The sequence below is a fragment of the Altererythrobacter xiamenensis genome, from assembly GCF_900177715.1.
In the GTDB taxonomy this organism is placed as follows: Bacteria; Pseudomonadota; Alphaproteobacteria; order Sphingomonadales; family Sphingomonadaceae; genus Erythrobacter; species Erythrobacter xiamenensis.
Window position 1 is genome coordinate 920,959 of record NZ_FXWG01000002.1, and the last position, 20,003, is coordinate 940,961.

Annotated in this window: 16 protein-coding genes, 1 tRNA gene and 1 pseudogene; 11 read left to right on the forward strand and 7 right to left on the reverse strand. The window is 60.5% G+C overall.

Features of this window, described 5'->3' with window-relative positions; genetic code table 11:
- Nucleotides 1–160 precede the first annotated feature (160 nt).
- The 9 genes from CCE89_RS09900 (at nt 161) to CCE89_RS09940 (ending at nt 10,297) form a co-directional block, all read left to right on the forward strand.
- Nucleotides 161–679, forward strand: a complete 519-nt coding sequence (locus CCE89_RS09900) for a DUF2924 domain-containing protein (protein WP_086437847.1) — start codon at nt 161–163, stop codon at nt 677–679.
- Entirely contained in the window at nt 676–2,343 is a 1,668-nt protein-coding gene (locus CCE89_RS09905; protein WP_086437848.1) for a recombinase family protein, read from the forward strand. Before CCE89_RS09900 ends, CCE89_RS09905 begins: the two co-directional genes overlap by 4 nt.
- 242 nt (nt 2,344–2,585) lie before the next feature.
- On the forward strand, nt 2,586–2,924 hold the full coding sequence (locus tag CCE89_RS09910) for an ArsR/SmtB family transcription factor (protein WP_086437849.1): 339 nt from the start codon (nt 2,586–2,588) through the stop codon (nt 2,922–2,924).
- On the forward strand, nt 2,924–3,394 hold the full coding sequence (locus tag CCE89_RS09915) for an ArsI/CadI family heavy metal resistance metalloenzyme (protein ID WP_086437850.1): 471 nt from the start codon (nt 2,924–2,926) through the stop codon (nt 3,392–3,394). Before CCE89_RS09910 ends, CCE89_RS09915 begins: the two co-directional genes overlap by 1 nt.
- Nucleotides 3,395–3,403: 9 nt before the next feature.
- On the forward strand, nt 3,404–3,901 hold the full coding sequence (locus CCE89_RS09920; protein WP_086437851.1) for an arsenate reductase ArsC: 498 nt from the start codon (nt 3,404–3,406) through the stop codon (nt 3,899–3,901).
- A complete protein-coding gene (arsB, locus tag CCE89_RS09925; RefSeq protein ID WP_086437852.1) occupies nt 3,898–4,965 on the forward strand; it encodes an ACR3 family arsenite efflux transporter in 1,068 nt (355 codons plus the stop codon). The genes CCE89_RS09920 and arsB overlap by 4 nt, the downstream gene beginning before the upstream one ends.
- 180 nt (nt 4,966–5,145) lie before the next feature.
- Entirely contained in the window at nt 5,146–7,956 is a 2,811-nt protein-coding gene (locus CCE89_RS09930; RefSeq protein ID WP_200810319.1) for a TonB-dependent receptor, read from the forward strand.
- Nucleotides 7,957–7,958: 2 nt separating this feature from the next.
- Entirely contained in the window at nt 7,959–8,987 is a 1,029-nt protein-coding gene (locus CCE89_RS09935) for a phytase (RefSeq protein ID WP_200810320.1), read from the forward strand.
- Nucleotides 8,988–9,007: 20 nt separating this feature from the next.
- On the forward strand, nt 9,008–10,297 hold the full coding sequence (locus tag CCE89_RS09940; RefSeq protein ID WP_327078641.1) for an alkaline phosphatase PhoX: 1,290 nt from the start codon (nt 9,008–9,010) through the stop codon (nt 10,295–10,297).
- Between the two features lie 189 nt (nt 10,298–10,486).
- On the opposite strand, the pseudogene CCE89_RS09945 reads toward CCE89_RS09940, so the two are convergent.
- The 4 genes and pseudogenes from CCE89_RS09945 to CCE89_RS09960 form a co-directional block, all read right to left on the reverse strand.
- A pseudogene (locus CCE89_RS09945) lies at nt 10,487–12,004 on the reverse strand (ADP-ribosylglycohydrolase family protein).
- Complete coding sequence (locus tag CCE89_RS09950; RefSeq protein WP_086437854.1) at nt 12,001–12,723, reverse strand: NUDIX hydrolase; 723 nt, start codon at nt 12,721–12,723, stop codon at nt 12,001–12,003. Before CCE89_RS09950 ends, CCE89_RS09945 begins: the two are co-directional and overlap by 4 nt.
- Nucleotides 12,724–12,764: 41 nt before the next feature.
- Nucleotides 12,765–13,388: a hypothetical protein gene (locus CCE89_RS09955; protein ID WP_086437855.1), complete on the reverse strand. Its 624-nt coding sequence runs from the start codon at nt 13,386–13,388 to the stop codon at nt 12,765–12,767.
- Nucleotides 13,389–13,679: 291 nt separating this feature from the next.
- Nucleotides 13,680–13,770 (reverse strand) — tRNA-Ser (locus tag CCE89_RS09960).
- Nucleotides 13,771–14,097: 327 nt separating this feature from the next.
- Here CCE89_RS09960 and CCE89_RS09965 point away from each other — a divergent pair.
- Both CCE89_RS09965 and CCE89_RS09970 read left to right on the forward strand, forming a co-directional pair.
- Nucleotides 14,098–15,195: a peptidylprolyl isomerase gene (locus CCE89_RS09965; RefSeq protein WP_086437856.1), complete on the forward strand. Its 1,098-nt coding sequence runs from the start codon at nt 14,098–14,100 to the stop codon at nt 15,193–15,195.
- Nucleotides 15,188–15,541 (forward strand): DUF1905 domain-containing protein, encoded by a 354-nt coding sequence (locus CCE89_RS09970; RefSeq protein WP_200810321.1) that lies wholly within the window; start codon nt 15,188–15,190, stop codon nt 15,539–15,541. The genes CCE89_RS09965 and CCE89_RS09970 overlap by 8 nt, the downstream gene beginning before the upstream one ends.
- Here the strand turns inward: CCE89_RS09970 and CCE89_RS09975 are convergent.
- The 3 genes from CCE89_RS09975 to CCE89_RS09985 all read right to left on the reverse strand — a co-directional run bounded on the left by CCE89_RS09975 (nt 15,538) and on the right by CCE89_RS09985 (nt 19,972).
- Nucleotides 15,538–17,376 (reverse strand): methyl-accepting chemotaxis protein, encoded by a 1,839-nt coding sequence (locus tag CCE89_RS09975; protein WP_086437858.1) that lies wholly within the window; start codon nt 17,374–17,376, stop codon nt 15,538–15,540. The two genes, CCE89_RS09970 and CCE89_RS09975, sit on opposite strands and share 4 nt — an antisense overlap.
- Before the next feature lie 112 nt (nt 17,377–17,488).
- A complete protein-coding gene (locus tag CCE89_RS09980) occupies nt 17,489–17,860 on the reverse strand; it encodes a VOC family protein (protein WP_143256013.1) in 372 nt (123 codons plus the stop codon).
- A 21-nt stretch (nt 17,861–17,881) separates the two neighbouring features.
- The gene (locus CCE89_RS09985) at nt 17,882–19,972 is read right to left on the reverse strand and encodes a RelA/SpoT family protein (RefSeq protein WP_086437860.1); all 2,091 of its coding nucleotides are present in this window, start codon (nt 19,970–19,972) and stop codon (nt 17,882–17,884) included.
- Nucleotides 19,973–20,003: the final 31 nt, after the last annotated feature.

Below are 20,003 nucleotides of genomic sequence, written 5' to 3' on the forward strand. Positions count from 1 at the left end.
CAACTTGCTGAATCTACTAGACTAGTGTATTCGTTGCGCGATGTATGGTGCCGGCGGCAGCGCTGATTCTGGGCGTTAGGCCAAGGTCCGGAGCGCATGGCGTGCCGGACTGTGGGTGGTGGGAGCAGCGATGAAGCCATGCTCCCAAAAAGGAGCACCCATGGCAAACAACAATTCGAAAAGAGCCCATAGCGATGCGGGAGCGCCCGCAAGCGAGCCGGACAACTACCAATCGAATAGCCATCCAGGGAGCCAGATCACAAAGCTCACAGACCTCGACGCCGATCTGACCGCACTGGCCGACATGACTCTCGCCCAGTTGCGTTCCCGCTGGCTGGAGGTCTGCGACCAGCCAGTCCCGCGAGTGCGTCAAACGCTGCTGCGCCTGGCGCTGGCCTACGAACTGCAAGCTGCGCTCCACGGCGGCCTGTCGCGCCGGACCGAGCAGCGCTTGGCCTATTTGGCGGGCAAGAACTCCGCGCCCGATACCCTACGCCCCGGAATGCGCCTGGTTCGCGAGTGGAATGGGACACTCCATACCGTGCACATAGACGAGGACGGCCTGATCCACTGGCAGGAGAAGACCTGGCGCTCGCTCAGCGAAGTGGCCCGCGCGATCACCGGCACACGCTGGTCAGGCCCAGCGTTCTTCGGGCTCAGGCAGCGCAAGGCGACATGAAGAGTGTGCGCTGCGCGATCTACACTAGGAAATCGAGCGAGGACGGCCTCGAACAGGATTTCAATTCGCTCGACGCCCAGCGCGAGGCCTGCGGTGCCTATGTGTTGAGCCAGGCCAGCGAGGGCTGGACCTTGCTCCCTGACAAATACGACGATGGCGGGCTCTCCGGTGGGACGCTTGAGCGACCGGCGCTTCAGCGCCTGCTCGCCAATGTCGCGGCGGGCAAGGTCGATATCATCGTGATCTACAAGCTCGACCGCCTGACCCGCTCGCTGCTCGACTTTGCCAAGTTGGTCGAAGCTCTCGACCAGGCCGGGACCAGCTTTGTCTCGGTTACCCAGTCCTTCAACACCACTACCAGCATGGGGCGCCTGACCCTCAACATGCTGCTTTCCTTTGCGCAGTTTGAGCGCGAGGTCACCGCCGAGCGGATCCGCGACAAGATCGCGGCCTCCAAGGCCAAGGGCATGTGGATGGGCGGGATCCCGCCACTTGGCTACAAGCCCCATGGACGCACGCTGGTGGTGGTCGAGGAGCATGCAGCGCTCGTGCGCGGCATTTTCGAGCGATACCGCGAGCTCGGCAATGTCCGCCTGGTCGCTGAAAGCCTGAAGAGCGAGGGTCGGCATTGCCCCAGGCGGAAGACTTCAAGCGGTAAGGCTTACGGGGGAGGCCCTTTCCGCCGCGGACAGCTCTACGCCATTCTGCGCAATCCAATCTACATCGGCCGTATCCTCCATCGCGGCGAGCAGCACCAAGGCCAACACTCGGCTATCATCAACCTAGCTCTGTGGAAGGCAGTGCAGGGCCGGCTCACCGGCAATGTCAAGGGAACGCGGGGCGGCCGATCTCGGACAGTGAGTACCCTTGCGGGCCGCATTGTCGATGCGTCAGGAGCGCCTCTTATCGCCGTCCATACCCGTAAGGGTAAGCGCCGCTACCGCTACTATGTCAGCAAGGCTCTCCATCACGACGGGCAAAGTGCAACGAAAAACCCGATGCGGATCCCGGCGGGAGAGATCGAACAGGTCGTAGCGCAGGAATGCGCGAGGCTCCTCAACGACCCCTTGCAGTTGGTCGAACGCGCCAACTTATCCTCGGAGCCGCAAGAGCTCGAAGGTCTAATGGAGCGGAGCAAGACTCTGGCGAAAGAACTCGTCGAGGGCCAACATAGGCTGCTCACTTCGATCATCCACGAGGTCCGGGTGGAAGCAACCGGTCTCAGAATCGAGATCTTGGTCCCAAGCCTCGCCGCGGCAGTCGGGCTGACCGCAAGCGATGTAAGCCAGCCACTGATCGAGCGCGACTGCGCTGTCCGCCTTGCCCGCACGGGCCGGGCGCTTCGCTTGATCGATGACAATGGGGCCGCTGCCACGGAGGAAGGAGTAGATCTTACCCTTCTGCGCCTGATAGTGAAGGCGAGGACATGGTGGCAGCGCATTGTGGAAACTGGAATCGATCCCTCAAATCTCGCAGCCCTCGAGAGCGTCAGCCGATCCTATATAGTCAGGGTGCTGCGGCTCGCGTTCTTGTCACCGGCAGTGGTCGAGGCAGTGCTGGATGGAAGGCTACGTGCCGGTATCGACAGCTCTGCTCTCCTCAATATCCGTGCCATTGATCCTTCGTGGGAAACCCAGGAGCGCAGGTGCATGCTGCGCAAGTGACGGCTTCAACTGGCGAGAAAGTCGCTATCGGCCTCAACATTATCCGCCAAGAGCGGGCTCGCTCTTTTGCTGCGGATAATGGCCAAAGCTGGGCCGGTTGCGGACTGTACGGTGTTGGTCATGGCTCGGCTCATAACGGAATCAACTTGGCAGAATGTCGGGGCTGCAAGTCTCTGGAAACCTGCTTGACGCAGATCGCATATTTCCATATTTCGATAATTATCGAATCATTGGAGTAGGCGATGAATGCAGACCGCGTGATCCGCGCACTATCCGCCTTGGCGCAGGAGCATCGCCTCGCCGCGTTCCGTCTTCTAGTTCAGGCCGGAGAGGAAGGCGTCGCCGCTGGGGTGTTGGCTGAGAAGCTAAATGTTCCCCCATCGTCGATGAGCTTCCACTTGGCTCAGCTCGCCAATGCGGGACTGGCTACCCAGCGGCGGGAAAGCCGCTCGATCATCTATTCGGCGGACTACGCCGCGATGAATGGCCTGATGAGCTACCTCACGGAAAACTGCTGCGGCGGCATGGCCTGTTCCGAGGACACCGCCTGCCTGCCCTCCTCTCAACGAAAGAGCGCCTGATGAAACGCTTCCATATGCATGTCGGCGTGACCGACCTCGACAAGTCCATAGCCTTTTACTCGAGCCTGTTCGGTGCCGAGCCTTCCGTGGTGAAGGCCGACTATGCCAAATGGTTGCTGGATGACCCCCGCATCAATTTCGCGATCTCGATGCGCGATGATGCCACCAAGGGTATCGAACATGTCGGCTTGCAGGTCGAGTACAAGGCCGAACTCGAAGAGGTCTTTGGCCGCCTCAAGGCTGCGGATCGTCCCGTGCTCGACGAAGGCGCGACCACCTGTTGCTATGCGCAGTCCGAGAAGAGTTGGATCGCCGATCCTGATGGCGTGGTGTGGGAAGCCTTCCTGACCGAAGGCGAGAGCACAACCTATGGCGGCAGTCCTGATCTCAATCAGCTCGCTTCCGCCAATGCTGCGTCAAGCGCCTGCTGTGCACCGCAGCTGACTCCCGCCAAGACCTCCTGCTGCTGAGGCTACCGAATGTCCGAACAACCGCTGAACGTGCTGTTCCTGTGCACGGGCAATTCCGCTCGCTCGATCTTGGGCGAAGCTATCCTCAACCATGACGGCGAAGACCGCTTCAAAGCCTACAGTGCTGGGAGCAATCCAACCGGTACCGTCAACCCTTGGGCAATCCATACGCTCAAGACCTTGGGCTATCCGGCAGAAGGCTATCGCTCGAAAAGCTGGAGCGAGTTTGCCAATGGCCCGGAGTTCGACCTGATCTTCACGGTCTGCGACAGTGCGGCGGCAGAGACCTGCCCGGTCTGGCCCGGTCGCCCTACCTCTGCACATTGGGGCATTCCCGACCCGGCGGTCGACGGCAGCGATACCGAGAAGGCGGCAGCCTTTCTTGATGCCTTCCGCATGCTCAAGCGGCGTATCGACCTGATGCTGGCCTTGCCGATCCCCAGCCTGGAACAGATCGCCTTGCGCGAAAAGCTGCAAGCCATTGGCCACGAGGCAGACAATCAATGACTGCTGCTACAGCTGACGTCGATGCCCGCGCGGCGGGCCTCGGCCTGTTCGAAAAATGGCTCTCTGTCTGGGTCGGCGGAGCGATCCTTTCAGGGATTGCGCTTGGCAATTTCGCACCAGATATCTTCGCCTCGTTTGCAGCCATCGAGTACGCCTCGGTCAATCTCGTGGTCGCCGTGCTGATCTGGGCGATGATCTTCCCGATGATGGTCGCGGTCGACTTTGGCGCGGTGCGACGGGTCGGCGACAAACCCAAGGGCCTGATCATTACGCTGATCGTGAACTGGCTCATCAAGCCCTTCACCATGGCGGCACTGGGCGTGCTGTTCTTCGAGGTCGTCTTTGCCGACTTGATCGATCCTGCCGACGCCCAGCAATATATCGCCGGGCTGATCCTGCTCGGCGCCGCTCCGTGCACCGCGATGGTCTTCGTCTGGTCCCAGCTTACCAAGGGCGATCCGGCCTATACGCTGGTGCAGGTCGCGGCGAACGATCTCATCATGATCGTCGCCTTCGCGCCTATCGTCGCACTGCTGCTGGGCGTGACCGACATACCGGTTCCATGGGAAACGTTGCTGCTTTCGGTCGCGCTCTACGTCGTAGTGCCGCTCGCAGCAGGAGCATACCTACGCCATCGGTTGCTAGCGACGCATCACAGCGATGAAGCGGCGGTTTCCGACTTCACTGGTCGCATGAAGCCGCTCTCGATTATTGGCCTTCTGCTGACGGTGCTGCTGCTATTCGGCTTTCAGGCGGAAACCATTGTCGCCCGCCCGCTGCTGATCGCGCTTATCGCCGCACCGATCATCATCCAGAGCTACGGGATATTCTTCGTCGCCTATGCCGCAGCCAAGGCATGGAAGGTGCCGCATGCGGTCGCCGCGCCCTGCGCCTTGATCGGGACCTCAAATTTTTTCGAGCTCGCCGTTGCCGTAGCCATAGGTTTGTTCGGATTGGGAAGCGGTGCGGCGCTCGCTACCGTTGTAGGGGTGCTTGTCGAAGTCCCGGTCATGCTGTCGTTGGTGGCCATCGCCAATCGCACGCGAAGCAGTTTTCCCGGCTGATAGGAACTTCCGCAACCCAGTTGCTCGTCTCTAGGGAAGAGGCGCGAGCACGAGGCTGAAGCGCGATCGCGACTCTTTTGTTACCGCGCGTCGACTTTTGAAATGTCTCCGTCACCGATCTGACGCGAAGCCGTCAAGAGAGCATCGTAGCGCGCCTTCAACATCTGGAGGGCAATATCGATGAAACTGAAATCCGTACTTTCTGCTGGTGCAGCTGCTGCTGCAATTCTCGCTCCGGCAACCGCTTTTGCTGGTGACATTCGAGGGCAGGTTACCGACGCCGAAGACACCGTCTCGGTTCGCGCTGCCGAAGTGCGTATCGTCGAGCTCGATCGTCAAACCACGACCGAGCGGGATGGCACCTTCAGTTTCTACGATGTGCCGGCTGGCACATACAAGATCGAGGTCAGCTATATCGGGGCCGCAACGCAGACGCGAAGCGTCACGGTCAGCGACACAGGGGTCGAGCGCGTGGATTTCGCGCTGAGCTCTGCTGGCGACGGCAATATTCTCGTGATCGGCCAGATTGCCAACCAGGCGTCCGCCCTCTCGCGCAAACGCGCGTCCGACTTAGTGAGCGACGGCCTGACCCGAGATGCGATCGGTCAATTTCCCGACCAGAACGTGGCAGAAAGCCTCCGCCGCCTGCCGGGCGTCAACGTCCTCAACGACCAGGGCGAAGGCCGCTTCGTTTCGGTCCGCGGTCTCGACCCGACGCTCAACGCAACCTCGATCAACGGGGTGCGCCTCCCTTCGCCCGAGAATGATGTGCGTGCGGTCGCGCTAGACGTCATTTCATCGGACATCATCGAATCGGTCGAAGTGAAAAAGTCGCTGACCCCCGACATGGACGCCGACACGATCGGTGCCTCGATCGAAATCGAGACCACCAGTGCCTTCGACCGGCAGCAGGACCTCTTTGTCGCGTCGATCGGCGGCAGCTATAACGACCTGTCCGAACAACTGACGCCCGACCTCAGCGCTGATTTTTCGGTCAAGCTTGGCGAGAACGTTGGTATCTCCGGCGGCGTTTCGTTCTACAATCGAGAGTTCGAGACGGACAACATCGAGGCCGATGACTGGGAAGAGGACGGCTTGATCTACGCCGAGGAAATCCAGTACCGCGACTATGATGTCGAGCGTGAGCGGATCAGCGCAACACTGGGTCTCGATTTCCGTGTCGGCGATAGCACCGAGCTCTACGTAAAAGGCATCTGGAGCCAATTCGACGATCAGGAGTTCCGCCGTCGCCTGATCTTCGATCTGGGCGATGCGGGCGTCAGCGGCTCGAGCGACGCGCCGCTCTATGACGATGACGAAGCCATCACCGTCGAGCGCGACGTAAAGGATCGCTTTGAACGCCAGCGCATCCGTTCCATTGCCTTCGGAGGTGAGAGCGACTGGGACGCCTGGTTCGCCGAATACTCGGTCAGCTACGCCAAATCGAGCGAGTTCGAGAACGGAAGTCTCGATCCGACCCAGTTCGAACGGGAGTTCGAAGCCGAAGGTTTGCAGGTCGGGTTCGACTTCTCCGCCCCGCGCCTGCCGATCTACTCGGTAGCAGCTGACCCGACCGGGGATTTCTTCGATCCGGCCGCATACGAGCTCAACGATATCGAGCTTACCGCATTGTCGGACAGCGAAGACGAGGAGTACGCGGCGAAGTTCGACGTTGGCCGACGTTTCATCGGCGATACCGGCACTTTCACCGTGCAGGCCGGTTTCAAGGGCCGCTGGCGCGAGAAGAGCTTCAACGGAGAAATACAGTTCTACGAGAACGACAATTTCTTCATGTCGGATGCTCTGGGTATCGGCCAGACATATCGCATTGCGGATCTGGACCCGCTGCCGGGGCTGACGGAATCGACCGATTTCTTCTTCGCCAATTTCGGTGATTTCGAGTTGCAGGAGATCGACAGCCAGTTCGATTCCAATGTCGAGGATTTCGTGGTCGAAGAGGACATCCTTGCCGGCTATCTCCTCGGACGCTGGGACAGCAGCGACTTCACGGTCATCGCCGGCGTGCGCTATGAGGACACGTCGAATACCCTTTCGGGCAACGATGTTTTGCTTGTCGAAGAAGATGGCATTCTGCCCGGCGGGGCGGTCGCTACTGACGATACGGTACTTGTCACGCCGACCACAACGACCCGCAATTACGATCACTGGCTGCCGAGCATCAATATCCGTTACGAAGCGCAAGACGACCTCATTCTGCGCCTTGCCGGATACCGCAGCATCGTGAGGCCTGGTCCGTTCCAGCAGGCGCCGCGCATAACGGTGGAAGAGGCTGATGATGGCGAGCGTGAGGGTGAGTTCGGCAACCCCTCGCTGCGCCCGACCGAGGCCTGGAACATCGACGCTGCAGCCGAATACTACATGAGCAACAACGGCGCGATCTTCGCTTCGGTGTTCTACAAGAGCGTCGAGGATTTCATCGTCGAACAGAACTTCGACAATGGCGGTGTGTTCAATGGCGTCACCTTCGATGAAGCGACGATCTTCACCAATGGGGACGAGAGAGACATATTCGGTTTCGAACTCGGCTTTGCGCAGGCGTTCGGCGGGCCGCTGGATGGCTTTGTGGTTCAGGCGAACTACACCTTCACCGATGCCGACGGCACGATCACCACAGTCGAAAGCGAAGGGCCGCGCAACATACCGCTGCCGACCACCTCGAAGCATACCGCGAACTTCTCAGTCGGTTTCGACAAGGGGCCGTTCGATATCCGGCTCTCGGGAACCTATCGCGACGGTTATCTCGACGAGCTATCCGACGAAGCCGATCTCGACCGGTATGTCGATGATCACTTCCAGCTCGATCTCAGCGCCAAGTTCCGAGCCACCGACAATCTCCAGTTCTATTATGAATGGGTCAACATCAACGATGCGGAGTATTTCGCTTTCAACCGCCTGGGCGGGCGCGAAAACCTGCTGCAGTATGAAGAGTACAGCTGGACTATGAAGTTCGGTGCTCGGTACACGTTCTGACCATGAGAAACTTCCATCGCTTTTCGCTTGTCGCGCTTGGTCTGGTGGCGGCGTGTGCCACTATCCAGATCGAGGGCGACCCTGCGGTCGAAGTCGGCGCGGTCGCGCAGACTGAACCGGTGGGAACCGCTGACGAGGATGCGGCAGACGACCCCGCCATCTGGCGCAACGCGGCCGATCCCTCAGCCAGCCTGATCGTCGCAACGGACAAAAAAGCCGGGCTGTATGTCTATGGCCTCGACGGCAGTGTCCGAAGCTTCCTGGGCGGCGGCTTGCTGAATAACGTCGACCTCATCGAGCTGGCCGATGGCACGATATTGGTCGGCGCGAGCGATCGCGGCGATCCGGCCAATGCGAAAATCCTGCTTGCTTCGCTCGATACGCGCAGCGGCACGCTGAGCGAGCTGGCCCGCGTTGATGCCGGTCCGGGCGAAGCCTATGGTTTCTGCATCGGTGAGCAAGCCAATGATGGTTCGGTCACACTCTTCAGTCCGATCAAGGATGGCAGGATCGCGCGCAATACCGTTCGGCGTGATGGGGATGGCTGGAGCAACGCGACAGAGACTTTCTCAAGCGTGCCGAGCCAGCCCGAGGGGTGCGTCTACGATTCGCGGACCAACCGGCTTTATGTCGGCGAGGAGATGGCCGGCATCTGGCGCTTCGATGTGGCAAGCGGCGTTGGTGACCTGGTCGCGGCGGTCGACAATCGCATGATCGTCGCAGACGTCGAAGGTCTTGCTCTCGCACCTGATGGAGAGGATGGCGGCTATCTTGTGGCCTCGAGCCAGGGCGACAACGCCTACGCTGTCTTCTCTCTCCCAGACATGCGCGCAGTGGGCCGGTTCCGGATTGGCGGAAATGCTATCGGCGCGACCGAGGAAACGGATGGCATTGCTCTACACCTCGGCTCTTTCGGGGCATCCTACCCGGGCGGATTGTTCGTTGCGCAGGATGGCATCAATCCTCCCGCTGCGCAGAACTTCAAGCTAGCTTCCTGGGAAGCTATATTGAGCGCTTTGGAAGCGAGGTAGCGATGCAATGTGATCGCCGCATGTTCGTGGGGGCAACCGGGACCGCTTTTGCCGCGCTGCTGTCGAGTGGTTGTGCCCGATTCGTCGGCAATCCGTCAGGCTCGCTCTTAGCAAGTCCTTATGGTCCTCTCGTGCCTGATCCCGCAGGCCTGCTCGATCTGCCCGAAGGGTTTTCCTATCGGGTCATTTCCCAGCTGGGAAGTTCGATGTCCGATGGTGGCACCGTCCCCGATCGCGCGGACGGCATGGGGTGTTTCGACCTTGGTGACGGATCGATCGCTCTGGTGAGAAATCACGAGCTGAAGGTCGATCACGCGGCTAGCGGAAAGCTTTCCGAAGGGTTCGACAGAAACGACAGCGGCGAAATCCTTCCCGGCGGAACGACCAACCTGATCCTCGATGCAAAGACGCTGAAAGTGAAGGGCGAGTTCCGCACCCTAGCCGGGACGATCCGCAATTGTGCAGGCGGGGTGACCCCATGGGGCACCTGGTTGACCTGCGAGGAAGACGTGACCCGTGCGGGCGACGGTGTGGAGCGCGATCACGGCTGGGTTTTCGAAGTGCCTGCCGACGCCAATGGTCTGGTCGATCCGGTCCCGCTTAAAGCGATGGGCCGCTTCAATCACGAGGCCGCATGTGTCGATCCGGCGACCGGCGTGGTTTACATGACCGAAGATCGCGATGACAGCTTGCTCTACCGGTTCATTCCCGAGGTTCCTGGGGAGCTGAGGCGGGGTGGAAAACTGCAGGCTCTCATCGCCACGAGTATCGCTGACAGCCGCAACTGGTTTCGGCCGAGCATGGCTCCGGGTTCGTGGGCGGCAGTCAGCTGGGTCGATATCGATAATGTCGAAAGTCCGCAGGACGACTTGCGATCGCGCGGCGCTGCAATGGGCGCAACGCTCTTTGCACGCGGCGAGGGCATCCACATGGGCGATGGCGAACTCTACTTCTGCTGCACATCGGGCGGCGTGAGGAAGCTAGGCCAGATTTTCCGTTTGTCGCTGGATGAAAAGGGGGAGCAACTTCAACTTTTCTTCGAAAGCAGCGACCCGACCCAGTTCCATTATGGTGACAACCTTACGGTCGCGCCCAACGGCCATCTCATTGTCTGCGAAGATCAGAGCGGCGATGTGTCGACCAATCATTTGCGCGGGATCACGCCTGCTGGCGACGCATACCCGCTCGGCTGGCTGAAAGCCGAAACCGAATTGGCGGGTGCATGCTGGTCACCTGACGGAACCACCCTTTTTGTGAATGCCTACAGCCCCACAACAACGCTCGCTATCACCGGCCCTTGGTTGAACTGAGAGATCCAGGGCTGCCCACAGGTCTGTGGAATTCGAGATCTTTGAAGAAATGACTGTTTTCAGGCATAGCTAAATAGAGATCGAATGTCCGAGTTTGGGGCGCAAAGCTCACCTTGCGACCGGTACGCCGAAATGTCTGCTTAGCCAGATACCATTGCCAATTCCTGCCGTTTCGGCTCCGCCACTCGCTCAGCAATCTTGTGCACTTGAAGTTTCAGTTGGGAACCACCCCGCCTGCATCGTCAGCTCCAGCGCCATGTTTTCAATTCGACTGTTCCAGGCGAGCCGCTCGAGCCAGTACGCCGGGATGCCTTCCTTGCCATAAAGTGCTCCAGCAAGCTGTCCCGTGATGGCGGCGACCGTGTCGGCATCGTCGCCTAGGTTGGCAGCGAGCAACACGGCTTTGGCAAAGCTGTTAGTCCGCGCGACGCACCAGAGCGCGGCCTCAAGGCTGTCGATCACATAGCCAGAGCTTCGGATCGTCTCGCGGGTTCGCCCGCGCCAGGATCCGGCCAGGACTTCTGAGAGGCGGCCTGCGAATGGCTCTTGCCTTAGTCGCAGGACTTCATGACGAGACCTCCCGGCAATCGCTTCGGCCAGCATGTCTGCAAAGACCACGCAGGCATCAACCGCCTCTGGTGCGGCATGGGTTGTTCTGCTCTGCCGGGCCGCGATGTCCCGGCGCGAGCTGTCATCCTGCCAGTAACGGACCGCGACAGGACTGAGACGCATAAGACTGCCGTTGCCGGCTGACATCGGATCGCTGGCCCCGGCGACAGGATCACCGGTGCGCTTGAAGCGGTTCAGCGACTGATTAACCGTGGTACCGACGTCGAAGCAGGTTCCCGTGCAAGAGTACTCGCCCCGCTCACGTCAAGCGAGAAAGCGGCACATGAGATCTTCTTCATCAAGCCCGCCTTGTTCGTGCAAGCTGGTTGCGAGCGCAAGCGCCATGGCAGTGTCGTCCGTCCAGGCACCGACCGGCAGGTTGAAGGCACCTCCTCCCACAAGATCGATGATCTGCGGATAACTGTCGCGAGCCTGGAACTCTCCGGTCGTGCCCATGGCATCACCCACGGCCAGTCCGAGCAAAGCACCGATAGCGCGATCGCGTACCGCTTCATGGCTGGCGTCAGGCAAGGGCTCTTCGACCGGAGCACAGCTTTTGACATACTCAAGCTGTGCGGCGGTCTCGATGGCACCTGGTCGGACGCTTCTGATCTGCTTGATGGCGTCGTCAGGATCCATACCCAGCTCGACCAGCAGCCGTGCGGCAATTGTCCCGGCACGGCCAAGTCCGCCCTTGCAGTGAACCAATACACCAAAGCCTTGGCGCACGAGGCCGCGCAGGTGCGCGCCGATGTTGATCCAGGCCTCTTCAAATGCCGCATCGGGCACGTCCACATCTCGGATCGGCAGGTGATACCAGGTCATGTGCCGGGCCAAGACCTCTTCCCCGAGCCGCGTAACCTGCAGGCTCTCTAGTTCTTGGCTTTCAACCAGGGTGACCACGGCCGCAGCGCCCCAGGCCATGATTGCATCGAGATCGATAGCCAGATCGCGGTCCCACGCTCCCGAGACTGCGTATGCCTGCTTCTTCCCAGGGCAGAGCGTCAGCCCGATCTTCCCGCTTGCTGTCCCACCAAGGACAGGACGTAGCTCGGCAATCTGCAACGGGTGGCTCAGGCTGGTCCGACCGCGCATCATTGTACCGCCTTGAGCTGGTAGAACTCGGCTGGACGATGAGGGCGTCCGCTGGTGAACTCGCCAGTGGCTTCGAGGTGACTGCCATCGGGCAGCATCTTGCCATGCCACTTCTTGCGAAAGTGCGGCTTATTGAGTGCGCGTCCCAGAATTGTCTCGTGGACGTTCTGAAGCTCAAGCAGGGTGAACCGCTCGGGCAAAAGATCAAAGGGCAGACTCGACCATTCAAGCTTGCCGCGCAGCCGCACCAGAGCAGTGTGAATGATTGCCCCGTGATCAAAGCCGGTCCTGACAGGCTCGCCTACGTCCTCGAGCTGGACCGCATCTCCATCCGCGTCAGCCGTGATTTGTGGCAGCCGCAGTCCATCAATCTCGCCAGCGGCAGCATATAGCCGTTCGTAGGCAACCAGAGCCAGATAGGCGGTGCTGACAACCCAGCCGCGTGGATCACGGTCCGGCGCGCTGAATGTATAAAGCTGCTCGACTGTCAGATCGGCAAGGCCTGCCTTTTCGGCGAGGACCCGACGGGCCGTGGCATCGAGGTCTTCGCCCGGATGGACAAAGTCGCCCGGCAGGACTTGGCAACCCGCAAAGGGCTCAGAGCTGCGCTCGATGGTCAGGACTTTGAGGTCGCGGTCCTCGATGGTGAAGAGGACGATATCGACCGCAAGGTGTGGTGAGGGGTAGGCGCCAAGATCGCTGGCGACAGGGGGTCGGTTCATGCATGCTAGTTAAGTGTAATATAGATATATGTCAAATGCATTTAAATGACCCATGGCTCGGACGAGCTCCTCCAGCTCGGCTTGAGCGCTAGCCTAAGCGAGTGTTCAGGCAACATCCGCGGCTTCTCGCGCAGTTCGGCGCGCAAGGTCTCATACTCCGTTACAAGTGCAGCGAAACGCTCGGCACGCATGTAGCGAGGCCGGGAGGGTTGGCCCCCGACCGGGCGCAGCAGCTCGAATAGCTCCTCGCTGCGCTGCTCTTTGCGATAGGCCGGGCCAAGTCGCTGGCTGCGGTAGGTAAACCCATGGCACTTCCGACAGGCCCATTTTTCTTTTGCGAGGACCAGCTGGCCGCTCCGCCTGGCGCAGTCTCGGCAGAGGAAATAGGGCTTGTGATAATTGGGATTGGTGGCGGCGCGCTCCAGCGGCAGGAGCACCTGGCCTTCGCCAGAGCCGCTTGACTGAGGCGAAAGACTGGAGTAGGCGATAACTATCTGGGAAGATGAGATATTTCTGACCCAGACAGTGCCGCAATATTCGCCATGCTGGTCATGCCAGATCGCAGTACCAAGGCCTTGGCGGAACATCTTCTCACAAGTGGCCGCCTCGAGCCGGATGTAGGCCTCGATATGGCGAGCAAGCGTCTCCTGCTTATCCTCGATCATGGTTGCTCCCAGTGGCTACGGCCTGTTTTTCGCTCGTCGAACCCTGCCTCCAAATTCCCTTTTTTATAGAACGATAGTTTTCCCATCGTAATGTTCGAAATGCTATCAGAAAGTGATGAATCGGCAGGGGCGTACCAAAGTTCCGTTCTCCGCTCATGATCACCGGTCACAAGTAGAGCCTTTTCTCTCTCGGTTCGGTTTGATGGTACCGCTCTGAAAATCCAAACGACGCTAGTTCAAGGATTTGCGACGGTACCCCACGGCAGCGGAGAGAAGTTTGTCCCGAAGGGGTGGCGGAGCAGGAGGGATTCGAACCCTCGATACGGGGTTGCCGTATACACACTTTCCAGGCGTGCGCCTTCGACCACTCGGCCACTGCTCCGCACTATGTTCCCCCTACCGCTTCGCCGCACGAGGACAAGTCCTGTCCGCCCTGTCGCGTCGCCAGAAGAGGACAAGCCTGTCCTTCTGGTCGCCTTGCTACATCGGGACAAGAGCGCGCGCATCTAGCGGCGAACGCTTCATACCGCAAGACGAGTTGCAGCATTTGATTTCGAGCGACTCGTAATGCCGTGATAAGAGAGCACTTATTGGCGACGCTGCGCGGTTGGGCATTCCCTTGCGAACGTCGCTGACAAGGCCCCTTTCCGCCCTCAAAAACGCGTGGAAAGGGGTTTTTGTTAGGAAGAGCGCGTGGCATGACAGTGCCATGAAGAAGACACTCCTCACCGCTGCGGCTCTCGCCCTCGCCCTTCCCGCACATGCTCAGGATGAGCCCGAGGGTGCCCCATCGCCCAACCAGATCGTCGAGGCGGCGGATGCCGAAGAGTGGGTGAGCATTTCACCGGAAGACCTGCTGGTGATGACGCTCGCTCCCGACCCGCAAGGTAATCCGCGCCAGGTCGTGATCCAGCTCATGCCCGCGCCCTTCAGCCAGGGGTGGGTGGAGAACATCCGCAAGCTCGCCCGCGCGAAATGGTACGACGATATCAGCGTCAACCGCGTGCAGGACAATTACGTCGTGCAATGGGGCGATCCTAATTACGACAATCCCGAAGCCGAGGGCGAGACCAAGACTCTGCCCGAGGGCCTGCGGGTGATGGGCGAGGATGAGTACTCCCAATCCATGGAATCCATGTCCTCTGCCGTGCAGGCAAATAAAGTGAATTTGAAACGAGACGAATTTGGCCGGTATCTTCCTCTTTATGAAGAAAGAGAGCGGCGAGCGATGATTTCGATTGCGTCCACAAGAACATCATCAGCGCCACAAGGTTGGCATCAACGTGATTCTTATGGCTATTTTGTAGAGTTCTACAACGGATGGCCTATCGCATCGAATACTGCTGGGGACTCGGCGGTTTTCTGGCCAGTCCATTGCTACGGCATGGTTGGCGTCGGAAGGAACTACTCGCCGGACACCGGCTCGGGCGCGGAGCTTTACACCGTCATCGGCCATGCGCCGCGGCATCTCGACCGCAATATCGCGCTGGTCGGGCGCATCATCGAGGGGATGGAGCATCTCTCCTCGCTGCCGCGCGGCAAAGGCGAGCTCGGCTTTTATGGCGAGGACGAACTCGACAAGCGCACGCCGATCCTGAGTGTCAGGGTTGTAAGTGACCTTCAGGCCTCAAGTAGCGAAGCGGCAGGCCGAAAATACGCCTTCGAATATCTGAGCACCGAGAGCGAGACATTCGCAAAATATGCCGAGGCGCGCGCCAACCGCCGCGACCCTTTTTTCATTCACCCCGCAGGCGGCGCGGACATCTGCAACATCCCGGTGCCGGTGCGGCGCGTGGCGAGTGACTGAAACACTCGTTCACCGCGCTCCGCTTGCCCGGTGGCAGGGTGAAAAGGCCGTCTATCACCTCCTCAGGATCACCGGCGAAGCGGCAGAGGCACTCGCGGCTCATGCCTTGATGCAGCGGCTCGAATTCGGGCGTCAGCGCGGCTTCGGATCGATCAAGGTCATGGCGCTCATCGGTGAAACGCAATGGAAAACCTCGGTCTTCCCGCAGAAGAAGCCTTCGCCCTCAAGTAGCGAAACGGTAGGGCGACGAGAGCGCGAATGGATCCTGCTCGTCAGCAAGAAAGTGATGCGCGCCGAGGATATCGCGCCCGGCGATGAGATTACCGCCGAATTGACCCTGCTCTAGCCGGCAACCCGCTCGACGGCGTCGTTGCCCTTTTCGAGATCTTGCGCGGACCGGCGAACATCCGCGATGAAGCGGTCGGCCTTTTCGCGCAGATCCTTGGCGTGGCTGTCGAGCGAATTGGCGCTCTCGACCACGTCGTCGGCGGCAGAGCCCGTTTCATGGCTCGCGTTGCGCAGGCTTTCGAGCTGCGTTTCGACTTTCACGGAGCCAGCGGCAACCGTGTCGATATTGCGCGCCAGAGCTTCGCCAGAGGCCGATTGCTGGTCCACCGCACTTGCTATGGTCACTGCGGCCTGTTCAAGCTCGCCGATACTCTTCACGATATTGGTGAGATCATCCACGCTCGACTGGGTCGAGTTCTGCATGGCCGTGATCTTGTCGGTCACGTCGCTGGTTGCGCGGCTGGTCTGCATCGCCAGTTCCTTCACCTCGCTCGCCACTACCGCGAAGCCGCGGCCTGCCTCGCCCCCGCGCGCCGCCTCGATCGAAGCATTGAGCGCGAGCAGATTGGTGCGCTGTGCGATCGTCTGGATTACCTCGATGATCTCGCCGACTTCGAGCGCCGCCTGCGACAGGCCTGCCATTTTCGTATTGGCGGTGCCAACCAGTCCGCTTGCCTCGCGGGCCAGCTCGGCTGACGCGGAAGCCTGGCGGTTGATCTCGCTGATGGAGAGCGCGAACTCGTCGGTCGCGGCCGCAGCAGCGGTGATGTTCTCGGTCGCCTCGCGCATGGCATCGCTGGCGTCCTGTGCCTGATCATGCGAATTGTCGGCCAGGCCCACCATCTGGCGCGAGGTAGCCTTCAGCTGGTCCGATGCGGCCGAGACCGCCGTGATCAATTCGCCCACCGATATCTCGAACCCCTTGGCGAGGTCTTCGAGCAACTGCCCCTTTTCCTGGCGCAAATGCCGCATCTGATCGCTCAGCGCTCTCTGCTGTTCGAGTTTGGCTTCGGCGTCTGTCGCGCGTGCGTCATTGAGGTCACGCAGTTCGAGCGAGCTCGACCGGAAAACGGCAAGGGCCCGGGCCATCGCACCGATCTCGTCCTGGCGCTCCCGCCCGGGAATGGCCGTTTCCATCTTCCCGTCGGCAATCTCCTCTGCCGCGTGTGTGATGCCCGAAATCATGCCAACGACATTGCGGTTGATCATCCGGGCGCCGAGCAACGCTGCCGTGACGGCGACAAGAACGAATATGATGTCGATTATCAATACACGGTCGATGCCGTTGAACAGCTCGCGCGCGGCCGGTGCAAGCGTTCCACGAAGCGTGCGTGCGTAGTCTGCGATTTCCTCTCGCAACACGAGCAGGTCTTCTTCGAAGGCTTGCGTCGCGACAGGGTTTGGATCACGCGCAATTTGCGCCCAGCGCGAGTTCAGATCGATGAGCTCCTCGTCGAATCGCCCGACCATTTCATGGGTCTCGGGCGGCATGGCATCGCTGATCCAGTCGCGGGTGTAGGCGATGTTCTCCTGCGCCAGGGCGAGGGCAGGGGCGACCTCGGTCAGCGCGTCTCGCTCGCCTTCTTCGCGATAGTCTCGCAGCGCGGTGGCCGCGTCGTCGATGTCCATGACAGCGTGGGTGGTGCGCACCTCCAGGCCTGCCACATCGGCGACATGACGGCCTGCACCCGAATAATAGGAAACCGTTGCAATCACGGTGGCAGCAATGATCAACAGGATCAGTGCGGAAGCTATGCTGGCGGCATTGAGTTTCGTTGCGAGGGAAAAGCGGTCGAGCCAATTCGGCGCATCACCGGTGGACACCGGTTGCGCGGTGGTTTCATTCCCAGCGCGCGCGCCAGAGAGATCGAAATCGAAACTTTGCGCGTTCAAGGTACTCTACCCTCTGCGAAGTGGCCGACGGCACGTGTTCGAGCCGCCGGGCAGGCTTGCTGATCGGAGGTAGACCTAAGGATTATAGTTTAAATGCTGGTAAACCGTGCCCTCAGGCGGGGGTGCGTTGCATCAGTTCGATCCGGTTGCCGAATGGATCGAGCACGTCGCCGCGCTTGTAACCATCGAGCGGTTTGCCCGGCGCGAAAGGCACACCTGCCATCTCGAGCCGCTGAACCAGCGTCGGCAGATCATCGACCAGCAGCGCCGGATGGGCGCGCTGCGCCGGGGTGAAATCGCGCTCGACACCGCAATGGATATGCGCCGTTCCGGCGGAGAACCAGCAGCCGCCGTTGATCGCGAGATGGGCCGGCTTGGGCATCTCGGTCATGCCCAGCACTTCGACGAAGAACCGCCGCGCCTCGTCCTCCCCGCCATGCGGCATGGCGAGCTGTACATGATCAATTCCGGTTACCTGCGCCAAACCTGCCCCCTGCGCACTCGTTCATATCCGTTCGGCTTGCGCCACTGCATCGCTCGCACGCAGGGCGCTGAGAATGCGGGTGAGGTGCGCCAGATCCTGCACCTCGGTGTCGATTTCGTATGTGGTAAACGGATGATCGAGCTCGACCTGTTCGAGGCTTTTCACATTGGCGAGGTTCTGCGCGAAGATGCCGGCCATCTCGGCCAGCGTGCCCGGCCGATCGTAGAGCGTCAGCCGCATCCGCCCGACCGCACCTTGCGAACGCTTGCCCCACGAAAGGTCGAGCCAGTCGGCATCGATCCCGCTGGCGAGTTCAAGGCAGTCGATCGCGTGGACCTCCACCACTTCGCCCGGCTTGCGCAGGCCCACGATCCGGTCGCCCGGGACCGGGTGGCAGCATTCGGCAAGCTTGAACCCCACCCCCGGCGTCAGCCCGCGGATCGAGATGGCGCGGTCACGCCGCGACCAGTCCGAATCTTCTGCGATTTCTGCCGTACAGCCCGGTACCAGGGCCTCCATGACTTCGCGATCGGTGATCTTGGCCGAGCCGATGGCGAACATCAGGTCTTCTTCGTCCTCCATCTCGAGCCGCTTGACCGCTTCACGCGTGGCTTTTTTGCCGATCCGAGCGGGGACGCGATCGGCGATCTCGTCGAACAGCTTGCGCCCGATCTCCGCGACTTCGGCGCGCTCCTTCAACCGCACTGCGCGGCGGATGGCGGCGCGCGCCTTGCCCGTCACGACAAAGCCCAGCCAGGCGAGCTGCGGTTCGGCATTCTTGCCCTTGATTATCTCGACAACGTCGCCGTTGTTGAGCGGCGTGCGCAGCGGCATGTGGCGCCCGTTGATCTTTGCGCCCACCGCCTGCGCGCCGAGGTCGGTGTGCACTGCAAAGGCGAAGTCGACCGGAGTGGCCCCCTTGGGAAGCTGGAATAGCCCGCCTTTCGGGGTGAAGGCGAAGATGCGATCCTGATAGATCGCGAGCCGCGTGTGCTCGAGCAGTTCCTCGGCATCGTGGCTTGCATCGACGATCTCGATCAGGTCGCGGAGCCAGCCGACGGCGCCATCTGGCCGGTCGCCCTGCTTATAGGCCCAGTGGGCGGCGAGCCCGAATTCGTTGCGCTGATGCATCTCGCGGGTGCGGATCTGCACTTCGACACGCATCGAGTTTTCGTACATCAACGAGGTGTGCAGGCTGCGATAGCCGTTGTTCTTGGGCGTCGAAATGTAATCCTTGAAACGCCCGGGCAGGAATTGCCAGGTGGTGTGGAGCACGCCCATCGCGGCATAACAGTCGGCCTCGCTTTCGCAGATCACGCGGAAAGCCATGATGTCGGTGACCTGTTCGAAGCTGACATGGCGCTCTGCCATCTTCTTCCAGATCGAATAGGGGTGCTTCTCTCGCCCTGACACCTCCACCTGAAGCCCGGCTTCGGCAAGCACCTGCTTGATCTTGAGCGCGATCGCGTCGACCTGACCGCCATCCTGATTGCGCAATTCCTCCAGCCGCTTGGTGATCGTGCGGTAGGCTTCGGGCTCGAGCTGCTCGAAGGCGAGCAACTGCATCTCGCGCATGTATTCGTACATGCCCACGCGCTCGGCCAGCGGGGCATAGATATCCATAGTTTCGCGCGCAATCCGACGGCGTTTTTCAGGATTCTTGATAAAATGCAGCGTCCGCATGTTGTGCAGGCGGTCCGCGAGCTTGACCATCAGGACCCGGATGTCCTCGCTCATGGCGAGCAGGAACTTGCGCAGGTTTTCGGCTGCGCGCTCGTTTTCCGGCATGGTCTCGATCTTGGAGAGCTTGGTCACACCGTCGACCAGCCGTGCAACGTCCGGTCCGAAGTTGGCTTCGATATCCTCGATCGTCGCCAGCGTGTCCTCGACAGTGTCGTGGAGCAGGGCGGTCATGATCGTTTCCTGGTCGAGCTGCAGGTCGGTCATCAGACCAGCAACTTCGACCGGATGGGAGAAATAGGGATCGCCCGAGGCGCGCTTTTGCGACCCGTGCTTTTGCACCGTATAGACGTAGGCGCGGTTGAGCGCCGCCTCATCGGCGTCGGGGTCGTATCCGAGGACCCTTTCGACAAGTTCGTACTGGCGCAGCATCACGTGTTAATGTGCGGTGCGACAATGCTTT